Below are 20,841 nucleotides of genomic sequence, written 5' to 3'. Positions count from 1 at the left end.
TCGGAAACCGGGGCCGGGCGGCGCAGGGTGGTCAGCGCGGGGTGCGCCGGGTCTTCGGCAGGTCGAACTGGTCGGCGGCCTTGCAGTCCTTCTGCCCGCCGACCGCGCGCGGGCCCAGCCGCTGCAACTCCGCACGGGCCCGGCTGCGGCCCAGGTTCCAGGCGTACCACGGGTCGGGCTCGGCGAGGTCGTCGTCGATCCAGCTCAGCGTGCAGCGGCGGATCCGGTCCGGCAGGTTGGCCAGGGCGGGGGTGGCGTCGGCGGAGAGCGCCCGCAGGTACCAGGCGTCGATCTTGCCGGACTGCTCGTACCGGGCGATGTTGCGGCGGGCCGCGTAGTCCTCCGGGTTGAGCACGGCCAGGCTGAGCAGCATCACCACGGCCAGCCCGACGGTGGCGCCGGGAATCCAGCGACCCCGCCACCGTACGCCCGCCACCAGGACCATCAGGAAGACCGCGCCGAGCAGCAGCTCGAACGCCATCACGAAGATCCGTTCCCCGGTGAAGCTGTAGACCTTCTGGTAGGTGTACATCCGGGACAGTGCCGACACCACAATCACCACGCTGAGCGCGCTGAGCAGCCCGAGCAGGACCCGCAGCAGCACCCGTTCGGCCCGGCTCTCCCGTCGCGCCCAGCGGCTGACCCCGCCCAGCACGGCCACGGTCAGCAGGGTCACCACGGTGAGCTGCCAGAACCCGCTGCGCGCGTACTCGGCGTAGCTCAGGCCGGCGGTACGCAGGACGTGCCGCTGACCGCCGAAGAGCACGGTGAACTGCACCGCGACGAAACCGACGAAGAGCAGCGTCAGGGCGGCGATGGCCGGCGCCCACTCCAGGATGCCCAGTCGCCGCCGACCCTCCCGGTCGACGGTCGACAGGTCCGGCGGCGCGGCCAGGGTGTACGTGGCGGCGACCGCGATCGACCCACCGACGGCGGCCAGGAAGAGCCAGCGGAACACGGTGTCCACGTTGACCTCGGGCACCACCGCGCCGAGCACCTGGTCGAACGCGGCGTCGGCGGAGGACAGCAGCAGCCCGAAGACGAGCAGCACCACGGCGGTGGCGGCGACCGAGCCGACGACCCGGGGCACCAGTTGGCCGCCCCCGGTGGCGGTCACGTGCCGCCGTACCCAGGGCAGCCCGCGTAGCGCCGCGAACGGGGCCGCGACCAGGCTGAACAGGATGGACCGGACCTGTCTTCCGCCCACGATCGCCAACGTCGCGCAGCCCAGCGCCCCGAGGACGCAGAAGGTCACCAGCCACCAGGCGTTGCGGAACGCCAGCACGGCCAGCAGCGCCAGCGCGGCGGCCGCCCAGCCGCCCCGGATCAGCCGGTCGGTGCGGGTGAGTGTGTCGGCGTTGCGCCGGACGGCCGCGACCACCCCGACGGTGAGGACCAGCCAGCCGAGGAACCAGCCGATGCCGGTGCGGGTGAGCGGGACGAAGAACGCCACGCCCAACGCCCCGGCGAGCACCGCCGCCGGCACCGCCCAGCCGGTGGCGGGTGCGGGACCGGGCCACCGGGTGCTCAGGAACGACGGCGGGGGCGGGACCGGGGCCCAGGCCCCGGGTGGCCCACCCCACTGCACCGGTCGCCCGTCGGTACCGAACCCGCCGGGCCCCGGCCGGCCGGGGGCGGGCACGCCGGCCCCGGTGGGCGGTTGCTGGCCGGGGGGTACGGGCCGACCCGGGCCGGACTGTGGGCCGGGCGTCGCCGGGGCGGTGGCCGGGACCGGGGCGGGTCGGCCGGCCGGGGTCGGCGCGTCGTCCGCCGAGCCCGCCGCGGTACGCGGTGCCGGCACGCCCACCGAGCGGCCGGACCCGCCGGCTGCCACCGCGTCGGCCGCCGCCTGGCCGGTCGGTGCCACCTCGGCCGCCGTCGGGCCGGGCGCTGCCGGGTCGGTCGTCGTCGGGGCGGTCTTCGTCGAGCCGGGCTTCGCGACGCCGGCCGATGCGGCGCTGCCCTCCGTGGCACCGGCTGGCCTGGCGCTGTCCTCCGTGGCACCGGCCGTCGCGGGGGCCGCTGCCACCGCGCCGGTCGCCGTCCCCGCAGGTGTCGCCGGGCCGGCCGGTGCCGCGCCGGCCGCTGCCGTGGCCGACGGTGACCCGTCGGTGGCTGCCGCCGGCCCGGCCGAGGGCACCGGTGGTGCGGTGCCGGGCGGGGTGTCGCCAGCGGGGAGGGGCGCTGCGACCGGTCCGGCGGCGCCGGGCGGGGTGCCGGTGGTCGCCGGCACCAGGGGCAGGAAGATCGCGTACCCGAGGGTGCCGTCCGGGACCTGGACCGGAATGGCCCAGCCGGGCTCGTCCGCCCGACCGGGCCAGCTGATCGCCGGCGGCATCCCGTCCCGGGCGGACATGGTCAACAGGTACGGCATCCCGCCGGCGGGCGGGGGTTCGGGCGGCGGGCTGCCCCCGGGGGAGTCTGACGTCGGTTCCGGCTCGGACACGTGCACTCCTTGATGCGGGAAGTGCGGTCACTGTAGAGGCAACCGGCCCTCCGCCGCCGGCCCGCACGCCGTACCGTCGAACCTTTGCCCGCCCGCGTCCGTACCAAGGGCGGGAGGTCGACCAGATGACCGTACGCGCAACGTTCGCCGCCCTCGCGGTCGTGGCGGTGACCGTGCTGCTCGACGCGGCCCCTGCCGCCGCGCACGGCGCACCGACCAGCCCGTTGAGCCGCTCGGCGGCCTGCGGCCCGGAGGGGCCGCACGTCTCGACGCCCGCCTGCCTGGCGGCGGTGTCGGCCGGCGCGGCGGTGCGCGAGTGGGACAACATCCGGGTGTACGGCGTCAACGGCCGCGACCGGCAGCGCATCCCGGACGGCGAGCTGTGCAGCGGCGGGCTGTCGGCCTACCGGGGGTTGGACCTGGCCCGGGCGGACTGGCCGGCGACCGAGCTGACCCCCGGTGCGAGGTACACGTTCCGTTACCGGGGCACCATCCCGCACAAGGGGACCTTCCGGCTCTACACCACCCGCTCCGGGTACGACCCGCGAACCCCGCTGCGCTGGTCCGATCTCGACACGATCCCGTTCCTGTCGGTGACCGACCCGCCGCTGCGGGACGGGTCGTACCAGATCCCGGGGCGGCTGCCCGCCGGGTTGACCGGGCGGCACCTGATCTACACGGTGTGGCAGAACTCCGACACCCCGGACACCTACTATTCCTGCTCCGACGTGCTGTTCCGCCCGGCGGAAGGCGTGCTGGCGGCCACCCCGGTCGACCCCGCCCCGGCCGCCGCCGACCCGACCGACGGCACGACGGCCGACGCCGGCCCGGATCCGGCCGTCCCCGCCGGGGCGACTCCGGTCGGTGACGGGTCCGCCGGCCCGGCCGAGGAGGCGGGCGTACCGGTGGCGTCGGTGACCCAGGTCGGCGGCGGCAACCTCCGACTGGTGGTGGGCGCGGCGGTGGTGGTGACCGTGCTGCTGGTGGCGCTGGTGGCGACCTGGCTGCGCCGCCCGGCACCCGTCCCGCCCGGCCGCCCCTGCGGCGTCCGCAACCACCGGGCCGGCCGCCGCCGCGTCTGGTGACTCCCGGCGGGCCGACCCGCCCAGCAAGATCAACTTTGCGGCACGACCAACGCAATGTCGGCCCAACGGCGGCATCACCCGAGCCGGAAGCCCCCACTCCGACCCAACAGCCCTGACCCGCCGGCCCGGCCGGGCCCGGGACGGGCGGGGCCGGTCAGGGGAGGAGGCGGTCGATCTCGGTCAGGTCGTCGGGGGTGAGGTCGGGGTGGGCCAGGGCGGCGACGTTGCCCTCCAACTGGGCCACGCTGCTCGCCCCGATGATCAGGCTGGTCATCCGGGGGTCGCGCAACGCCCAGGCCAGGGCGAGCTGGGCCAGCGTCCGTCCCCGCCGCGCGGCGATCCCGGCGAGGCCCCGGACGGTGGCGAGCTTCTCGTCGGTCACGTCGCTCTCGTCGAGGAAGACGCTGGTGCGGACCCGGGAGTCGGCGGGGATGCCGTCGAGGTAACGGTCGGTGAGTAGCCCCTGGGCCAGCGGGCTGTACGCGATGCAGCCCGCCCCGACCTCGGCGAGCGTGTCGAGCAGCCCGTCGTCCTCGGTCCACCGGTTGACCATCGAGTACGACGGCTGGTTGATCAGCAGCGGGGTACCCAGGTCACGCAGGATCTCGGCGGCCCGCCGGGTCTGCTCCGAGTCGTAGTTGGAGATGCCGACGTAGAGCGCCCGGCCGGACCGGACGATGGCGTCCAGCGCCCCCATCGTCTCCTCCAGCGGGGTGTCCGGGTCGAAGCGGTGGGAGTAGAAGATGTCGACGTGGTCCAGCCCCATCCGGCGCAGCGACTGGTCCAGCGAGGAGATCAGGTACTTGCGGGAACCCCACTCGCCGTACGGGCCGGGCCACATCAGGTAGCCGGCCTTGCTGGACACCACCAGCTCGTCCCGGTACGGCTTCAGGTCGGTGGCGAGCAGCCGGCCGAACGCCTCCTCCGCCGCGCCGGGCGGCGGGCCGTAGTTGTTGGCCAGGTCGAAGTGGGTGATGCCGAGGTCGAACGCGCGGCGGACGATGTCCCGCTGCCTGTCGAACGGCCGGTCGGGCCCGAAGTTGTGCCACAACCCGAGCGAGAGGGCGGGCAGTCGCAGGCCGCTGCGTCCACTGCGGCGGTAGGTCATCCGGTCGTAGCGGTCGGCCGCGGCGAGGTAGGTCACGCCCCCGACCCTAACCCGGCCCCGACCTGCGGCGGCGGGCCACCGTCGGTGGGCCTGGCGGGACCCGCCCGGCGGGCCTGCCACCGGGGTAGCTTCGAGCCATGCGTTACGTCCCGCTCGACACCCCCCGTCCCATTTCCAAGATCGGCCTGGGGACCTGGCAGTTCGGGTCCACCGAGTGGGGCTACGGGCCCGACTACGCGCAGCGGGCGGCGCAGATCGTCAGACGGGCCCTCGACCTCGGGGTGACCCTCTTCGACACCGCCGAGCTGTACGGCTTCGGCCGCAGCGAACGCATCCTCGGTGCGGCGCTCGACGGCGACCGGGACCGGGCCGTGGTGGCCAGCAAGATCTTCCCGCTGCTGCCGGTCGCCCCGGTGGTGCAGCAGCGGGCGGTCGCCTCGGCGGCCCGGCTCGGCGTCGGCTGCATCGACCTCTACCAGGTGCACCAGGCCAACCCGGTGGTGGCCGACACGCACACCATGCGCGGCATGCGCGCCCTGCAGGACGTCGGCCTGGTCGGCGAGGTCGGGGTCAGCAACTATCCGCTGCGCCGGTGGCGCTTCGCCGAGGCCGCGCTGGGCCGGCGGGTGCTGAGCAACCAGGTCCGTTACAGCATGGTCGACCGTGGTCCCGAGGAGGACCTGATCCCGTACGCGGAGCAGGCCGGGCGGATCGTCATCGCGTACAGCCCGCTCGCCCAGGGGTTCCTGTCCGGCCGGTACGACGCGTCGCACCCGCCGACCGGGGCGGTGCGCCGGGCCAACCCGTACTTCCTGCCGGAGAACCTGGCCCGGGGCGGTGCGCTGATCGACATCCTGCGGGAGGTGGCCGACGCGCACGACGCCACACCCAGCCAGATCGCCCTGGCGTACCTGCTGCGTCACCCGAACGTGGTGGCCATCCCGGGTGCGTCCGGCGTCGAGCAGGTGGAACGCAACGCCGCCGCCGCCGAGATCGACCTGCCCGCCGACGAGTACGCCGCGCTGGCCGCCGCCGCCCGGCGGTTCCGGCCGGTCACCGGCCTGGCCGCGCTGCCGAAGCTGATCCGGGCCCGCCTCGCCCGGTGAGGTGTCGGTCCGGGGCCGGTCGGGGTCGGTTCCGGTGCCGGGGGCGGCGCGGCCGGGACCGCGCTAGCGTGGGTCGGGTGACTGCGCCCAACCAGGCTCTCCCGGTCCCGCCCGCCGACCTGCCGGGCACCCTCGGCGCACTGCGCGCCGCCGGACACCGGTACCAGACCGTCAAGCAGGAACTCCGCCACAACCTCCTGGCCCGGATGCGCTCCGGCGAGGACCGTTTCCCCGGCATCGTCGGCTACGACGACAGCGTGCTGCCCGAGGTCGAGCGGGCGCTGCTCGCCGGCCACGACATGGTGCTGCTCGGCGAACGCGGCCAGGGCAAGACCCGACTCATCCGCTCGCTGGTGGCGCTGCTCGACGAGTGGACCCCGGTGCTGCCCGGCTCGGTGCTCAACGAGCACCCCCTGCACCCGCTCACCCCGGCCTCCCGCGCGCTGGTCGCCGAGGCCGGCGACGACCTGCCGGTCGGCTGGCTGCACCGCTCGATGCGCTACGGCGAGAAGCTGGCCACCCCGGACACCAGCGTCGGTGACCTGATCGGTGACGTCGACCCGATCCGGCTGGCCCAGGGGCGCACCCTCGGCGACCCGGAGACCATCCACTTCGGGCTGGTGCCGCGCACCAACCGGGGGATCTTCGCCGTCAACGAGCTGCCCGACCTGGCCGAACGCATCCAGGTGGCGCTGCTCAACGTGCTGGAGGAGCGGGACATCCAGGTCCGCGGCTACCAGCTCCGCCTGCCGCTGGACCTGTTCCTGGTGGCCAGCGCCAACCCGGAGGACTACACCAACCGGGGCCGGATCATCACCCCGCTCAAGGACCGGTTCGGCGCGGAGGTCCGCACCCACTACCCGGTCGACCTGGAGCTGGAGCTGGCGCTGATCCGGCAGGAGGCCGACCTGGTCGCCGAGGTGCCGGAGCACGTGCTGGAGGTGCTGGCCCGGTTCGCCCGGGCGGTGCGCGAGTCGTCGTCGGTGGACCCGCGCTCCGGCGTCTCCGCCCGGTTCGCCATCGCCGCCGCCGAGACCGTCGCCGCCGCCGCGTTGCGCCGCGCCGGCCTGCTCGCCGGGCCCGGCGGCACCCGGACCGGGCCGTCCGCCGGCACCGCGCCGGCCGACGCCACGGCACGGCCCGAGGCGCCGGTCGCCCGGGTCGGCGACGCGGTGTCGGTGACCTCGACGTTGCGTGGCAAGGTCGAGTTCGAGAGCGGCGAGGAGGGGCGGGAGACCGAGATCCTGGCCCACCTGCTGCGCACCGCCACCGCCGAGACGTTCCGGGCCCGGCTGGCCGGACTGGACCTCTCCGGGTTCACCGCACTGGTCGCCGAGGGGGCGGTGATCGAGACCGGTGAGCTGGTCGCCTCGGCGGAACTGCTGCGCCAGGTCGGCACCGTGCCGGGGCTGGCCAAGGCGCTGGACCGGCTGGGGCTGGGCGACGCGCCCACCCCGGAGCAGGCCGCCGCCGGGGTCGAGTTCGTGCTGGAGGGGCTGCACCTGACCCGCCGGCTCGGCAAGGACGTCACCGAGTCGGGTCGTACCGTCTACGGCGGTCGGAGCTGAGCATGGCCGGCAACCGGTTCCGGTACGGCCAGTGGCAGGGCGGCCCCGACCCGCTCGCCCCGCCGTACGACGTGCGTGCCGCCGTGGACTCCGTCGGCGCGGAGGTGCTGGCCGGCGGCAGCCTCCGGGAGGCGCTGCGTGACCTGCTGCGCCGGGGCCCGAACAACCGGGGCGGCCTGGACGACCTGGCCGCCCGCGCCCGCCGGCTGCGGCGGGAGGCGCTTCGCCGGGGCGACCTGGACGGCGCGGTGACCCGGTCCCGGGCACTGCTCGACCAGGCCCTCGCGGCGGAACGGGACGCGCTGCGCGGGCGCACCGACGACGACGCCCGGTTCGCCGAGACGGTGCTGGACAACCTGCCCCGCTCCACCGCCCGCGCGGTGCAGGAACTGGCCGGTTACCGGTGGACCAGCGACGAGGCCCGGCAGGCGTACCAGCGGATTCTCGACGGGCTGCGCGGCGAGGTGCTGGAGCAGCGGTTCGCCGGGCTGCGCGACGCCGCGCGGGCCGCCGGTGACCCGGCCGTGCAGGCGCAGCTCGCCGAGATGATGCGCGACCTCAACGACCTGCTGGCCCGGCACGCCCGCGCGGAGGACACCACCGACGCGTTCGCCGAGTTCATGCGCCGGCACGGCGAGTTCTTCCCGGAGCAGCCGCGCACCGTCGACGAGCTGGTCGACGTGCTGGCCCGGCGGGCGGCGGCGGGGGAGCGGCTGATGCGGTCGCTGTCCGACCGGCAGCGCGAGGAGCTGGCCGGGCTGATGCGGCAGTCGCTCGGTGACCGGCTCGCCGGTGAGCTGTCCGCGCTCGACGACCATCTGCGTGCGCTGCGCCCCGACCTGAACTGGCAGCGCGGCGAGCGAATCCGGGGCGATCAGCCGCTCGGCTACGGCGAGGCCACCGGCGCGCTGGACGAGATCGCCGAGCTGGACGAGCTGCTCGACTCCCTCGACCAGGAGCACCCGGGGGCCACCCTGGACGACGTGGACGTCGACGCGGTCGCCCGGACGCTGGGCCGCGACGCCGCCGACGACGTACGCCGGTTGCGGGAGCTGGAGCGGGAGCTGCGCCGGCAGGGCTGGGTGAGCCGGGACGCCGACGGGTTGACGCTCAGCCCGAAGGCGCTGCGCCGGCTCGCCGGCACCGCGCTGCGCCGGGTCTTCGCCGACCTCACCGCCGGCCCGCGCGGCCAGCACGACCTGCGTACGGCCGGGGCGGCCGGCGAGGTCAGCGGGGCGTCCCGGCAGTGGGAGTACGGCGACGAGCAGCCCCTGGACGTGGTGCGCACGCTCACCCGGGCGGTGCGTCGGGCCGGCCCCACCGTGCCGCTGCAACTCGCCGTCGAGGACTTCGAGGTGGTGGAGACGGAACGGCGGGCGTCGGCGGCGGTGGCGCTGTGCGTGGACCTGTCGTACTCGATGGTGTCGCAGGGGCGGTGGGGGCCGATGAAGCAGACGGCGCTGGCGCTGTCGCACCTGATGGCGACCCGGTTCCCGCAGGACGCGTTGCAGATCGTCGGGTTCGGCCTGGAGGCGGTGCCGTTGACCCAGCAGGAGCTGGCGGCGGTGGAGCCGGACCTGCGGCAGGGCACCAACCTTCAGCACGCACTGCGGCTGGCCGGTCGGCACCTGCGCCGGCATCCGGGGGCCGAGCCGGTGGTGCTGGTGGTCACCGACGGCGAGCCGACCGCCCACCTCGACCCGGACGACGGTGAGGCGTACTTCCACTGGCCGTCGCTGCCGGAGACGGTCGAGGCGACCATCCACGAGGTGGACCGGCTGGCCCGGGCCGGGGTCACGCTCAACCTCTTCCTGCTCGGTGAGGACCCGGGCCTGCGCCGGTTCATGGACGCGGTGGCCCGCCGTTCCCGGGGCCGCCTGTTCACCCCCGACCTGGGTGACCTGGGCGAGTACGTGGTCTCCGACTACCTCCGTTCCCGCCGCAGCTCCGGGCGCTGACCGCGCCCGGTCCGTGGGGGCGGGCCGTCCGTCCGGGGGACCCGGGCGGCAACCGTCCACCCGACCCGGCGGTACGGGGTTGACTGGGGGTGTGGAGCTGCGTGCGGTCTACCGGAGCCTGCTCGCCGAGGTCGAGGCGGGCGGGTTCCGGCCGGCCCCGCCGGGCGGGTGGGACGCGGAGCGGATCGTGGCGCACCTGGTCGCCAACGACGAGTTGATGAGCGAGGCGACCGAGGCGGTGCTGGCCGGGGCGCCGTTCGCCTACTACGACCTGACCGGGGTGCACCGGCCCGAGTTGGACGCCCTGGTCGCCGAGTGTGGCGGGCTGCCCGGCCTGGCCACCCTGCTGCGGGCCACCAGCGGCCGGCTCTGCGGCCTGGTGGACCGGCTCGGCCCGGCCGCCGACACCCCGGTCGAGACGCACCTGCGGGAGGGCTTCGACCTGGTCGTCGACGAGCCGCTGCCGTGGTCGCGCACCCTCGACCTGCACGCCCGGGTGCACCTGCCCCGGCACCTGGCACAGCTACGGATGCTCCGCGACCAGCCGCAGCCCGCCTGACTCCGCCCCGGACGTTCCGGCGGCGGGGGTACGGCGGAAGGTGCGCCGGTAGGCCGAGGGGGAGACGCCGATCCGGGTGTTCAGGTGTTGGCGCAGGGCGGCGGTGGTGCCGAAGCCCGCCCGCCGGGCCACCTGGTCGATGGCCAGGTCGGTGGTCTCCAGGAGCAGCCGGGCGTGGTCGGTGCGCTGCTGGAGCAGCCACTGCGCCGGGCTCAGCCCGGTCTCGGAGCGGAAGTGCCGGGTGAAGGTACGCACGCTCATCCGGGCGTGGGCGGCCAGCTCCCGCAGGGCGACCGGTTCGTGCAGCCGCTGCCGGGCCCACTCCCGGGTGGCCGCGGTGCCGCTGGCCGGGGTGCGCGGTACGGGCCGTTCGATGTACTGGGCCTGGCCGCCGTCGCGCCAGGGCGGCACCACGCACCGGCGGGCCGCCCGGTTGGCCACCTCGCTGCCGTGGTCGCCGCGCACGACGTGCAGGCACAGGTCGATGCCGGCGGCCACCCCGGCCGAGGTGAGCACCCGGCCGGAGTCGATGAACAGCACGTCCGGGTCGAGGTCGACCTGCGGGTACAGCCGGCGGAACCGGTCGGCGTGCGCCCAGTGGGTGGTGGCCCGGTGCCCGTCGAGCAGACCGGCGGCGGCCAGCGCGAACGCGCCCGTGCAGATCGACATGATCCGCACGCCCCGGCGGTGGGCGTCGCGCAGCGCGCCGGAGACCGCCGGATCGATCGTGCCGTCGGTCATCGGTGGGCCGGCGTGCAGGCCGGGCACGACCACCGTGTCCACGGTGGCCAGCAGGTCGAGCCCGTGGTCGGGGAGGACCCGGAAGCCGGCGGAGCTGCGGACCGGCCGCCCGCCCGGGGTGCAGGTGTCGACGGTGTAGAGCGGGAGCCTGTCGGCGGTGCGGGCGGCCCCGAAGACCTGGGCCGGGGTGCCCAGATCGAGGCCGACCACGCCGTCGAGGGCGAGCACGCCGATCCGGTGCGGCCTGATGGTCATGGCCCGATTATTGCGCACCATGGCTTTCCGGCCACTCGTCGCCCGCCGGAGCATGTCCGAGACTCGGAGCGTGACCCGAGCCCGTCGTCTCCACCCGGCCTGGACCGTGGCCGCCGTCGCCTTCGTCGCGCTGGTCGGCGCGGCCGGCTTCCGCGCCACCCCGTCGGTGCTGCTGCACCCGCTGCACGCCGAGTTCCGCTGGCCGCTGGCCACCATCTCCGCCGCCGTCTCGGTCAACCTGCTGCTCTACGGCCTGACCGCACCGTTCGCCGCCGCTCTCATGGACCGCTTCGGCATCCGCCGGGTGGTGGCCGGCGCGCTGGCGCTGGTGGCGCTCGGCAGCGGCCTGACCGTCTTCATGACGGCGAGCTGGCAACTCATCCTCTGCTGGGGCGTCCTGGTCGGGCTGGGCACCGGGTCGATGGCGCTGGCGTTCGTCGCCACCGTCACCGGGCGCTGGTTCGTCCACCGCCGGGGGCTGGTCACCGGGGTGCTCACCGCCGGTGGGGCCGCCGGCCAGCTGGTCTTCCTGCCGCTGCTCGCGGTGCTGGTCCGCGACCACGGCTGGCGCGCGGCGGCGCTGGTGGTGGCCGGGGCGGCGCTCGCGGTCGTCCCGCTGGTGGCCCGGTGGCTGCGGGAGCACCCGGCGGATCTCGGCCTGCCCGCCTACGGCGCGACCGAGGTGACGCCCCGGCCGCCGTCGGCCGGCGGGGCCGCCGCGCGGGCGGTGGCCGCGTTCACCGCCGCCGCCCGGACCCGCCCGTTCTGGCTGCTCGCGGGGGGCTTCGCGATCTGCGGGGCGACCACCAACGGTCTGGTCGGCACCCACTTCGTGCCGGCCGCCCACGACCACGGCATGCCGCAGACCACGGCGGCGGGCCTGCTCGCCCTGGTCGGGCTCTTCGACATCGTCGGCGTCATCGCCTCGGGCTGGCTCACCGACCGGATGGACAGCCGGCTGCTGCTGGCCGGCTACTACGGGCTGCGCGGGCTGTCGCTGTTGCTGCTGCCCGCCCTGTTCACCGGGGGCACCGGGCCGAGCATGCTGGTCTTCGTCGTCTTCTACGGCCTGGACTGGGTGGCGACCGTGCCGCCGACGGTGGCGCTGTGCCGGGAGTACTTCGGCGACTCGGCGGCGGTGGTCTTCGGTTGGGTGTTCGCCGCGCACCAGTTCGGGGCGGCGTTCGCGGCGACCGCCGCCGGCCTGGTCCGCGACCGGCTCGGTGACTACGCGCCGGCCTGGTACGCGGCCGGGGCACTGTCCATCGGCGCCGGGCTGCTGTCGCTGCTGCTGCGCCGCCGTCGCGCGGCGCAGGTGCCGGTCCTGACGCCGGCCCGGCCCGCCGGGGCCTGGAGCTACCGGGGCTGACCGGCGCGGGCCGGCCCCCGCCTGCCGGACGTGCTCAGCCGAGGGTCCACTGCTGGCCGGCGGCGGCGGTGCAGGTGGCCTGCACCAGGTCGTCGCCGGGGGCCGTGCCGTCGTCGCGGACCTGCGCGCACTTGCCCGACCCGACGCCGACCAGCAGGACCGGACCGGTGCCGACCGGGGTCACCCGCCACTGCTGGTTGGCCTGCCCGTGACAGCCGAACTGCTGGAGCCGGGCGCCGTCGTCGCCGCTGCCGCTGTCGACGTCGAGGCACTGGCCGTGCCCGGCGTTGGTGAGCGTCACCAGATCGGGCGCGACCGGGTTGGCGACCCACTGCTGCTCCGCGCCGCCGGTGCAGACGGCCAGTTCGGCGGTGGCCGTCTCGCCCGCGCCGTCGGTGCCGACGCAGAGGCCGGAGGTGACCGCCCGCAACACGACCGGCCCGGTGACCGTGGCCGGGGTGGTGGGTGGCGGGGTCGGGCTGGGCGGCGGCGTGGTCGCGGCCGGCGGGCTGGTCGTCGGGGCCGCCGGGGTCGGGGCGGCCGGGGTCGGCGCGGCGGCGGCCGGCACCACCGGCGGAGGGGAGCCGCCACCGCCGAGCACGCCGGTGGCGAAGAAGACCCCCAGCAGTACGCCCGCCAGGCCGGCGGCCAGCGCGAACCGCATCAGCGGATCACCGGGCAGCCCGGGGCGGGCCGCCCGACGGGCCCCGTACACGGTGCCGGACGGATCGTGGTGGGGATCGGGGACGGCCATGCCAGCATGGTGACCCACCGGGCGGGCCGACGGCCAGTCGGCCCGCGGGCCGGCGGGATCAGTCGACGACCCGGACGTCCTTCCAGAACGCCACCCGGTCGCGGATCTGCTCCGCCTCGGGCTTCGGGTCCGGGTAGTACCAGACGGCGTCGGCGCTCGTGTGCTCACCGTCGGTGAGGGAGTAGTAGGAGGCGGTGCCCTTCCAGGGGCAGACCGTCTGCGTCGCCGACTCGGTGATCAGGTCGTCGCGCAGGGTGCTTCGGGGGAAGTAGTGGTTGCCCTCCACCAGGACGGTGTCGTCGCTCTCGGCCACGACCTGGTCGTTCCACACGGCTTTCGGCATGTCACCACGCTACGCCCCCGGTGGGCCCCGGTCGCGGGCCCCTCGTGGACCGTCCCCTCCGCCGGTGCCGGGCAGGGTGGCCGACCCCGCTGAGCAGCCCGGCGAGGACACCACGTCGGAGGTTGCCGCCTGATCCGAAACGGTCAGCGGTGCGGTCCCCCCGGAACGGCACATCACGCGTAAGGTGATCTCATGCGCGCGCTGCGTGATCATGAGCTGGCGGTGGACGCGTTGCGACGGTCGTACGCCGCCGTGCCCCCCGGGCATCCCGTACGCCTGGCCAAACGCACCTCCAACCTGTTCCGGCCCCGATCGGCCACCGGCACCCCCGGGCTCGACGTCAGCGGTCTGGACGGTGTCCTGTCGGTCGACCCGGTGGCCCGCACCGCCGACGTGCAGGGCATGTGCACCTATGAGGACCTGGTCGACGCGACCCTCCCGCACGGGCTGATGCCGTTGGTCGTGCCGCAGTTGCGCACGATCACCCTGGGTGGCGCGGTCACCGGGCTGGGCATCGAGTCGACGTCGTTCCGCAACGGGCTCCCGCACGAGTCGGTCATCGAGCTGGACGTCCTCACCGGCGCGGGGGAGATCGTCACCGCCCGCCCGGACGGTCCGGACGCCGAGCTGTTCGCCGCCTTCCCCAACTCGCTGGGCAGCCTCGGGTACGCCACCCGGCTGCGCATCGAACTCCAACCGGTCGGGCGGGCGGTGGCCCTGCGCAACATCCGGTTCACCCGGCTGGAGGAGCTGACCGCCGCCGTCGCCGACGTGGTCGCCAAGGGCGAGTGGGAGGGTCGGCCGGTCGACGCGATGGACGGCGTCATGTTCAGCCCCGGCGAGTCCTACCTGGTGCTCGGCTCGTTCACCGACGAGCCCGAGCGGCCCAGCGACTACACCGGCCAGGACATCTACTACCGCTCGCTGCGCCGCCGGGTGCGTGACACCCTCAGCGGCCACGACTACCTGTGGCGGTGGGACACCGACTGGTTCTGGTGCTCGGCCGCGTTCGGGGTGCAGCACCCGGTGGTACGCCGGCTCTGGCCGGCCCGCTGGCGGCGCAGCGACGTCTACCACCGGCTGGTCCGGCTGGAACACCGTCACCAGGTGGCCGCCCGGGTGGACCGGTGGCGTGGCCGGCCGGCCCGGGAACGCGTCGTGCAGGACGTCGAGATCCCGCTGGACGGCACGGCCGACTTCCTGCGCTGGTTCGACCGGAACGTGGGGATGACCCCGGTGTGGCTGTGCCCGTTGCGGCTGCGCGAGCCCGCCGGCCCCGGCTCCGCCCGCGCCTGGCCGTTGTATCCGCTACGCCCCGGCCAGACGTACGTCAACATCGGCTTCTGGGGCAGTGTGCCGATCGCGGAGGGCGCCGCGGACGGCGAGGTGAACCGCTCCATCGAGCGGATGGTGTCGGAGTTCGGCGGACACAAGTCGCTCTACTCCGACGCGTACTACGACCGGGCGGCCTTCGACCGGCTCTACGGCGGGGAGACCTGGCGTGCCGTGAAGGACCGCTACGACCCGGACCATCGGCTCACCGGACTCTACGAGAAGGCGGTTGCACGAGAATGAGCCTGACCGACCGAGAACAGGGGGCGGCGAGCGCCCCGGCCAGCCCGCCGGCGGGGGGTCGGCGGGCACCGACCGTCGCCGACGTCGTCCGCGCGGTCACCACGCGGGACCTGCCGGTCCGCATCACCGGCTACGACGGCAGCGCGATCGGCCCGGCCGACGCCGGGATCACCCTCGACATCCGTTCCGAGCGGGGGCTGTCCTACCTGCTCACCGCCCCGGGCGACCTGGGTATGGCCCGGGCCTACGTCAGCGGCGACCTCGGGCTCGGCGGGGTGCACCCCGGTGACCCGTACGAGGCCCTGCGGGTGCTGACGGACCTGCGGCTGCGGATCCCCTCGCTGGCCGAGGGGCTGGCCCTGGTGCGCGGGCTCGGCTGGGAGCGGCTGCGGCCGCCGCCGGCCCCGCCGCAGGAGGCGCTGCCCCGCTGGCGGCGGGTGATGGGCGGGCTCCGGCACTCCCGCAGCCGGGACAGCACCGCCATCTCGCACCACTACGACGTGTCCAACGCCTTCTACGAGAAGGTGCTCGGCGACTCGATGACGTACACCTGCGCGGTCTACCACAGCCCGACCGACACCCTGGAGCAGGCCCAGTCGGCCAAGTACGACCTGGTCGCCGGCAAGCTGGCGCTCAAGCCGGGGATGCGCCTGCTCGACGTGGGCTGCGGCTGGGGCGGCATGGTCCGGCACGCGGCCCGCGAGTACGGCGTCACGGCGCTCGGCGTGACCCTGTCCCGGGAGCAGGCGCAGTGGGCCCAGGAGGCCATCGCCCGGGAGGGGCTGACCGGGCTGGCCGAGGTGCGTCACCTCGACTACCGCGACGCGCCCCGCGAGCAGTTCGACGCGATCTCCTCGATCGGGCTGACCGAGCACATCGGGGTACGCAACTATCCGGCCTACTTCCGGGCGCTGCGGGAGCGGCTGCGTCCCGGCGGCCGGCTGCTCAACCACTGCATCACCCGGGCCGACAACCGGGCCCCGCACCGCTCCGGCGCGTTCATCGACCGCTACGTCTTCCCCGACGGTGAGCTGGCCGGGCCGGGCCGCCTGATCAGCGAGGTGCACGACGCCGGGTTCGAGGTGCACCACGAGGAGAACCTGCGGCAGCACTACGCGTCGACGCTTGCCGCCTGGTGCCGCAACCTCGTGGCGAACTGGGACTTCTGCGTCGACGAGGTGGGCCGGGGCACCGCCCGGGTCTGGGGCCTCTACATGGCCGGGTCGCGGTTGGCCTTCGAACGCAACGGCATCCAACTGCACCAGGTGCTGGCCACCCGCAACGGTCCGGACGGCGTGAACGGCTACCCGCTGCGCCCGAACTGGACGCCCTGACCAACCTGCGCGGCATGCCCTGACCGCACGCGCCGCACGCCCTGACGAAAGCCGCGCCACCTCGGCGCGGCTTTCGTCGATCCGATTGAAAAGGAGAATTTTTACGTACAGGATTGTTTTTGAGATGAGAGACGTCCTGTACCTGGAGCAGATCGAGCAGGCCGAGACCCTGCTCAAACCGCAGCGCGTGGACGTGCTGCGGCAGTTGGCCGAGCCCCGCACCTGCACCGAGGTGGCGGCCCGGCTGGAGCAGACCCCGCAGCGGGTCTACTACCACGTCAAGCAGCTCGCCGCGGCCGGCCTGGTCGAACAGGTGGCCAGCCGGAAGGTGCGCGGCATCAGCGAGGGCATCTGGCAGGCCGTCGCCCGGTCGTACTGGCTCTCGCCCCGGCTGGTCGGCCGGATCGGCGGGGCCCGCCGGGTCTCCGACGAGCTGAGCCTGGGCCACCTGCTCGACCTGATGGAGGAGGTCCAGGCCGACGTCGCCGCGCTCGACCGGGACGCGCCGGAGCTGCCCTCGATCGGGGTCTCCGGCGAGATCCGGGTGCCGGCCGAGCGCCGGCAGGAGTTCCTGCACGACCTGCAGTCGACGTTGCAGGACCTGTTCACCCGCTACGGCGGCGTCGAGGGGGACGCCTTCAAGCTCGCCGTGGCCTGTTACCCCAAGGGGGAAGACCGTGACTGAACCACTCACGCTGGGCGTCCGGCTCGCCGCTCCGGTGGAGGCCGTGTGGCGGGCGCTCACCGACCCGGCCGAGCTGCGCGTCTGGCTGACCGAGCACGCCGAGGTCGACCTGCCCAGCCGATACGAGTTCTGGGGCCGGCACACGCCCGAGGGTGACGCGCCCCACCAACGGCTGCGGCACGCCGACCCGTACACGCTGCGCTTCGACTGGCTGCTCGACGGGGTCGAGACGACCAGCGAGCTGCGTCTGACGGCGCAGGGGCCGGACACCACGGCGCTGACCCTCAGCCAGAGCCACTTCGACTTCGCCGAGGCGATGGACGGCAGCAGCATCCGTGGCGTCCTGCAGACCTGGTGGTCGCTGTCGATCGCCAACCTCGCCGCGCACCTGGAGGGGCGTCCGCTGCTGCCGAGGACCGACTTCACCTCCGCCGACCTGCGCGGTGAGCTGACCATCGCCGCGCCGATCGACCGGGTCTGGACCTCGCTGACCGACTCCGCGCAGGCCAGCGCCTGGTTCGGCTACCCGATCGGCATCGAGCCCTGGGTCGGTGGCCGGTACGCCATGGGCGGATTCGACAGCGGGTACCCGGCGAAGGTGATCGACCTGGAGCCCGGCCGGAAGATGTCGGTGGACTGGGGGCCGGTCGGCGTCACCACCTGGGAGCTGGCCGAGTCCGGCGGAAAGACGAGGCTCACCTTCGTGCAGAGCGGCTTCGACGAGGGCAACCCGCCGTACGCGGCGTGGAGCGGGTCGGTGGCGGGCCTGTCCGAGTTGCGCCGCTTCCACGAGATGGCCGACTGGCAGCCGATCTGGGTGGCCGAGGAGATCCACACCGGCGCCCCCGGCACCTGAACCACCACCCCCGCACCTGCACCCGGGCCGGTCTTCGAGGTCCGGGTGCGGGTGTCCGCGCTGGTGATGCCGGCTGAATCGCCAACGTCCTCAGCGCGAAAGGACGCCGCACAGAGGTGGAGACCCGGGCAGGCGCCGGGTCGCCGGGTCACCGCAAGCCATGCACGGCGGACGCACAGGCACGCCACAAGGGGGCCTCAGCGCGGCGCGGCACGGTGTCTTCATCGCCGTACCGAGGAGGGCCCATGCCGCACCCCGACAACCGCCGCCAGCTGTCCGACAGCCACCGACCCGACCGCCTTCGGCTCGGCCGGTCGATCCTCGTCGAGGGGCGGTGACCCTGGTGTCCGACACCATGTTGCGCCCGGCACCGGCACCCAGCGACCCGATCCCACCGGCTGTCCCGGTCTCCGGGCCGCCTTCGCCGTCCGCACCGCCGCCGCTTTCGCCACCGCAATCGTCGCCGCCCTCGTCGCGATGGCGTCGAAGGCTGGTGGCCGGCGGCGCGGCGATGGCATTGATGCTCGCGGGCGGCGGCACCGGCGCGCTGGTCGTGGACCGGTTCGCCGGGCTGGCTTCGTCCGTCACCGCTACGACGTCTGTCGCCCCGGTCTCCGCCGCCACCATCGACTCCCTCGCCACGGTGGTCGCCGTCGTGTCGCCCAGCATCGTCACCGTCGAGGTGACCGGGACCCGGGAGTCCAGCCTCGGATCCGGCGTCATTCTCGACACCGACGGACTCGTCCTCACCAACCAGCACGTGGTGGACTCCGGCGGCCAGGTCGCCGTGACCCTCTCCGACGGCCGTTCCGCCCCGGCGACCGTGGTCGCGCAGGACGCCACGGCGGACATCGCGCTGCTGCGGGCGACCGGGTTGACCGGGCTCACCCCGGCGACGTTGGGCAACGACTCGACCCTGACCGTCGGGGACACCGTCCTGGCGTTCGGCAGTCCGCTCGGGCTGGCCGGGACGGTCACCTCCGGAATCGTGTCGGCCCTCCACCGGTCGGTGGACGACCTGTCCGGGCTGGTGCAGACGGATGCGGCGATCAACCACGGCAACTCCGGCGGCGCGCTTGTCGACACCGCCGGGCGGGTGGTGGGCATCAACGTCGCCATCGCCACCGCCGGAGAGGACGAGGGCAGCGTCGGCCTCGGCTTCGCGATCCCGGTGGACACCGTCCGCCAGGTCGTCACCCGACTGACCGCGAACTGACCCGCCCAGCCCCGCTTCCCGGTCAGGACTGAGGCGGGCGGGTCAGCGGGGCGGGGCCAGGTCGTCCGCGCGGCGCAGCAGGGCCCGGCGTTCGGCGGCCGAGCCGACCAGGTCGGCGGCGGCCCGGAACAGGAGGGCCGCCCGGACCGGGTCGCCACGGCGGGCGGTCAACTCCGCCTCCACCGCCAGCGCCGGCGGGTAGCCGTCCAACGCCCCACCGGCGCGGACCCCGGCGAGCAGGGCCAGCCCGGCCGTCGGTCCGTAGGCGTAGCCGTGGGCCACCGCGCGGTTCAACCCGATCACCGGGGTGGGCCGCAGACGGGACAGTTCGTCGTACCAGTGGGCGATGGTCGGCCAGTCGGTACGGTCGGCGTCCGGCACGGTGGCATGGCAGGCGGCGATCCGCGCCTGGAGCAGATACGGGCCGGGCCGGTCGGTGCGGGCCGTATCCGAAGGGCCGTCGGCCTGGGCCGTGGCTGGCGGGCTCCCGGCCTGGGCCGTGGTCGAGGTGCGATCGGCGCGGGCCGGTGCCGACCGGCGCTCGGCGCGGGCCAGGGCCGCCCGGGCCTCGGCGATGGCGGCGTGGTCCCACCGGGAACGGTCCTGCTCGGCGAGGGTGAGCAGGTCACCGGCGGCATCGCGGCGGGCCGCCCGGCGGGAGTGCTGGAAGAGCAGCAGCGCGCACAGGGCGGCGACCTCAGGCTCGGCCGGCATCAGCTCGTCGAGCAGCCGGGCCAGCCGGACCGCCTCGTCGGCGAAGGCGGGCTCGCCGTCCGCGTCGTACCCCCGGGTGAAGAGCAGGTAGAGCACGGCCAGGACGCCCGGCAGCCGCTCGGCCAGCGCGGGCCCGGTCGGCACCCGGTAGGGCACGCCGGCGGCGGCGATCCTGGCCTTGGCCCGGGTGATCCGCCGGGTCATGGTGGCCTCGCCGACCAGGAAGGCGCGCGCGATGTCGGCGGTCGGCACCCCGGCCACGGTACGCAGCGTCAGCGCCACCCGGGCCTCCAGCGACAGCGCCGGATGGCAGCAGGTGAACACGAGCCGCAGCCGGTCGTCCACCACGTCCTCCTCCAGGTCGTCCGGGGTGGGTTGCGGGTCGGTGAGCAACGCCAGCTCGCGTAGCTTGCGGCGCTCTACGGTGGCCCGCCGCAGCACGTCCGTCGCCCGGTTCCGGGCGACCGTCATCAGCCAGCCGCCCGGATTGCCCGGCACGCCGTCGCGGGGCCAGCGCTGCACGGCGGCCGCCAGCGCCTCCTGGGCGCAGTCCTCGGCGAGCGTCCAGTCCCCGGTCACCCGGATCAGCGCGGCCACGATCCGCGGGTACGCCTCGGCACCCGCCACCGCGACCGCGCCGACCGGGTCCCCGCCGACCTGTCCGGCCGGTCCGGCCCCGTGGTGCGGGCCGGCGGACCCGACCGGGTCGACGTCCATGGTTCTCAGAGGTCGATCAGGGGACGCAGTTCGAGCCGCCCCTCGTGGGCCATCGGGTGGCGGCGGGCCACCTCCACCGCCTCGTCGAGATCGGTGCACTCCAGCAGGTCGAAGCCCACGATCACCTCCCTGGTCTCGGCGAACGGCCCGTCGGTGAGCAGCAGTTCACCGTCGCGTACCCGGACGGTGGTGGCCGCCGACACGTCCGCCAGCCGGCTACCCAGCACCCGCTGCCCGCTGCCGTCGCGCTCGGCGACCCACGCCTCGATGTCGGGGGCGGCCTCGGGGTCGGTGTCCGGTGTGGTGTCGGTGCAGACCAGCATCAGGTACTTCATCGAACGCTCCTCGGTGTCGTTGTCGTCACCAGGGTGACGTTCGGGAGGCACGGTTCCGGACAACAGCGGGCAGGTTTTTCTCGCCGGTGGTTCCCGGGGCGTCGGGCTGGGTACTGC

At 74.7% G+C, this 20,841-nt stretch carries 18 protein-coding genes; 11 read left to right on the top strand and 7 right to left on the bottom strand.

The annotated features are described in order from the left end of the window. Positions 1–31 precede the first annotated feature (31 nt). Positions 32–2,446, bottom strand: a complete 2,415-nt coding sequence (locus ACN265_RS25995; protein ID WP_421410176.1) for a DUF4153 domain-containing protein — start codon at positions 2,444–2,446, stop codon at positions 32–34. 125 nt (positions 2,447–2,571) lie between these two features. On the opposite strand from ACN265_RS25995, the gene ACN265_RS25990 reads away from it, so the two are divergent. Further along, positions 2,572–3,531, top strand: coding sequence for a lytic polysaccharide monooxygenase auxiliary activity family 9 protein (locus tag ACN265_RS25990; RefSeq protein WP_377681840.1), 960 nt, complete (start codon positions 2,572–2,574; stop codon positions 3,529–3,531). 154 nt (positions 3,532–3,685) lie between these two features. Here the strand turns inward: ACN265_RS25990 and mgrA are convergent, their stop codons facing one another. Further along, a complete protein-coding gene (gene mgrA, locus ACN265_RS25985; protein WP_421410175.1) occupies positions 3,686–4,675 on the bottom strand; it encodes an L-glyceraldehyde 3-phosphate reductase in 990 nt (329 codons plus the stop codon). Between the two features lie 101 nt (positions 4,676–4,776). On the opposite strand from mgrA, the gene ACN265_RS25980 reads away from it, so the two are divergent. The 4 genes from ACN265_RS25980 to ACN265_RS25965 all read left to right on the top strand — a co-directional run bounded on the left by ACN265_RS25980 (position 4,777) and on the right by ACN265_RS25965 (position 9,830). Continuing rightward, complete coding sequence (locus ACN265_RS25980; protein WP_421410173.1) at positions 4,777–5,745, top strand: aldo/keto reductase; 969 nt, start codon at positions 4,777–4,779, stop codon at positions 5,743–5,745. A gap of 68 nt (positions 5,746–5,813) precedes the next feature. Continuing rightward, the gene (locus tag ACN265_RS25975; protein WP_421410170.1) at positions 5,814–7,313 is read left to right on the top strand and encodes a magnesium chelatase; all 1,500 of its coding nucleotides are present in this window, start codon (positions 5,814–5,816) and stop codon (positions 7,311–7,313) included. 2 nt (positions 7,314–7,315) lie between these two features. Next, the gene (locus ACN265_RS25970) at positions 7,316–9,271 is read left to right on the top strand and encodes a VWA domain-containing protein (protein WP_420115292.1); all 1,956 of its coding nucleotides are present in this window, start codon (positions 7,316–7,318) and stop codon (positions 9,269–9,271) included. A 91-nt stretch (positions 9,272–9,362) separates the two neighbouring features. Beyond that, positions 9,363–9,830 (top strand): hypothetical protein, encoded by a 468-nt coding sequence (locus ACN265_RS25965; RefSeq protein ID WP_204927287.1) that lies wholly within the window; start codon positions 9,363–9,365, stop codon positions 9,828–9,830. Here ACN265_RS25965 and ACN265_RS25960 read toward each other — a convergent pair. Next, complete coding sequence (locus tag ACN265_RS25960; protein ID WP_421410167.1) at positions 9,795–10,826, bottom strand: GlxA family transcriptional regulator; 1,032 nt, start codon at positions 10,824–10,826, stop codon at positions 9,795–9,797. The two genes, ACN265_RS25965 and ACN265_RS25960, sit on opposite strands and share 36 nt — an antisense overlap. A 70-nt stretch (positions 10,827–10,896) precedes the next feature. Here ACN265_RS25960 and ACN265_RS25955 point away from each other — a divergent pair, with 70 nt between their 5' ends. Beyond that, positions 10,897–12,195, top strand: a complete 1,299-nt coding sequence (locus tag ACN265_RS25955) for an MFS transporter (RefSeq protein WP_421410165.1) — start codon at positions 10,897–10,899, stop codon at positions 12,193–12,195. 34 nt (positions 12,196–12,229) lie between these two features. Here the strand turns inward: ACN265_RS25955 and ACN265_RS25950 are convergent, their stop codons facing one another. Continuing rightward, entirely contained in the window at positions 12,230–12,949 is a 720-nt protein-coding gene (locus ACN265_RS25950) for an RICIN domain-containing protein (protein ID WP_421410163.1), read from the bottom strand. Positions 12,950–13,007: 58 nt separating this feature from the next. Further along, on the bottom strand, positions 13,008–13,292 hold the full coding sequence (locus tag ACN265_RS25945) for a DUF427 domain-containing protein (protein ID WP_357931467.1): 285 nt from the start codon (positions 13,290–13,292) through the stop codon (positions 13,008–13,010). A 192-nt stretch (positions 13,293–13,484) separates the two neighbouring features. Here ACN265_RS25945 and ACN265_RS25940 point away from each other — a divergent pair, with 192 nt between their 5' ends. From ACN265_RS25940 to ACN265_RS25920, 5 genes are all read left to right on the top strand, one after another. Next, a complete protein-coding gene (locus tag ACN265_RS25940) occupies positions 13,485–14,867 on the top strand; it encodes an FAD-binding oxidoreductase (RefSeq protein ID WP_421410160.1) in 1,383 nt (460 codons plus the stop codon). After that, entirely contained in the window at positions 14,864–16,201 is a 1,338-nt protein-coding gene (locus tag ACN265_RS25935; protein ID WP_421410159.1) for a class I SAM-dependent methyltransferase, read from the top strand. The genes ACN265_RS25940 and ACN265_RS25935 overlap by 4 nt, the downstream gene beginning before the upstream one ends. Positions 16,202–16,325: 124 nt before the next feature. Further along, positions 16,326–16,886, top strand: a complete 561-nt coding sequence (locus ACN265_RS25930) for a helix-turn-helix domain-containing protein (RefSeq protein ID WP_421410157.1) — start codon at positions 16,326–16,328, stop codon at positions 16,884–16,886. Then, positions 16,879–17,742, top strand: a complete 864-nt coding sequence (locus ACN265_RS25925; protein WP_421410155.1) for an SRPBCC family protein — start codon at positions 16,879–16,881, stop codon at positions 17,740–17,742. The genes ACN265_RS25930 and ACN265_RS25925 overlap by 8 nt, the downstream gene beginning before the upstream one ends. 511 nt (positions 17,743–18,253) lie before the next feature. Further along, positions 18,254–18,958, top strand: coding sequence for a S1C family serine protease (locus ACN265_RS25920; protein WP_421410154.1), 705 nt, complete (start codon positions 18,254–18,256; stop codon positions 18,956–18,958). A gap of 42 nt (positions 18,959–19,000) precedes the next feature. Here ACN265_RS25920 and ACN265_RS25915 read toward each other — a convergent pair whose 3' ends face one another. Next, positions 19,001–20,389, bottom strand: coding sequence for an RNA polymerase sigma factor (locus ACN265_RS25915; RefSeq protein ID WP_421410151.1), 1,389 nt, complete (start codon positions 20,387–20,389; stop codon positions 19,001–19,003). 5 nt (positions 20,390–20,394) lie between these two features. Continuing rightward, positions 20,395–20,724: a YciI family protein gene (locus ACN265_RS25910; RefSeq protein WP_421410150.1), complete on the bottom strand. Its 330-nt coding sequence runs from the start codon at positions 20,722–20,724 to the stop codon at positions 20,395–20,397. Positions 20,725–20,841: the final 117 nt, after the last annotated feature.

Source organism: Micromonospora sp. WMMD730 (genome assembly GCF_049178955.1).
GTDB lineage: Bacteria > Actinomycetota > Actinomycetes > Mycobacteriales > Micromonosporaceae > Micromonospora > Micromonospora wenchangensis.
The sequence above is the reverse complement of the archived record's forward strand: the minus strand, read 5'-3'. Positions and strand labels throughout refer to the sequence as shown.

Coding starts and splice junctions, on each gene's coding strand:
- ACN265_RS25990 (WP_377681840.1), top strand. CDS start 2,572: ATGACCGTACGCGCAACGTTCGCCGCCCTCGCGGTCGTGGCGGTGACC.
- ACN265_RS25980 (WP_421410173.1), top strand. CDS start 4,777: ATGCGTTACGTCCCGCTCGACACCCCCCGTCCCATTTCCAAGATCGGC.
- ACN265_RS25970 (WP_420115292.1), top strand. CDS start 7,316: ATGGCCGGCAACCGGTTCCGGTACGGCCAGTGGCAGGGCGGCCCCGAC.
- ACN265_RS25960 (WP_421410167.1), bottom strand. CDS start 10,826: ATGACCATCAGGCCGCACCGGATCGGCGTGCTCGCCCTCGACGGCGTG.
- ACN265_RS25950 (WP_421410163.1), bottom strand. CDS start 12,949: ATGGCCGTCCCCGATCCCCACCACGATCCGTCCGGCACCGTGTACGGG.
- ACN265_RS25945 (WP_357931467.1), bottom strand. CDS start 13,292: ATGCCGAAAGCCGTGTGGAACGACCAGGTCGTGGCCGAGAGCGACGAC.
- ACN265_RS25940 (WP_421410160.1), top strand. CDS start 13,485: ATGCGCGCGCTGCGTGATCATGAGCTGGCGGTGGACGCGTTGCGACGG.
- ACN265_RS25935 (WP_421410159.1), top strand. CDS start 14,864: ATGAGCCTGACCGACCGAGAACAGGGGGCGGCGAGCGCCCCGGCCAGC.
- ACN265_RS25930 (WP_421410157.1), top strand. CDS start 16,326: ATGAGAGACGTCCTGTACCTGGAGCAGATCGAGCAGGCCGAGACCCTG.
- ACN265_RS25920 (WP_421410154.1), top strand. CDS start 18,254: ATGGCATTGATGCTCGCGGGCGGCGGCACCGGCGCGCTGGTCGTGGAC.
- ACN265_RS25915 (WP_421410151.1), bottom strand. CDS start 20,389: ATGGACGTCGACCCGGTCGGGTCCGCCGGCCCGCACCACGGGGCCGGA.
- ACN265_RS25910 (WP_421410150.1), bottom strand. CDS start 20,724: ATGAAGTACCTGATGCTGGTCTGCACCGACACCACACCGGACACCGAC.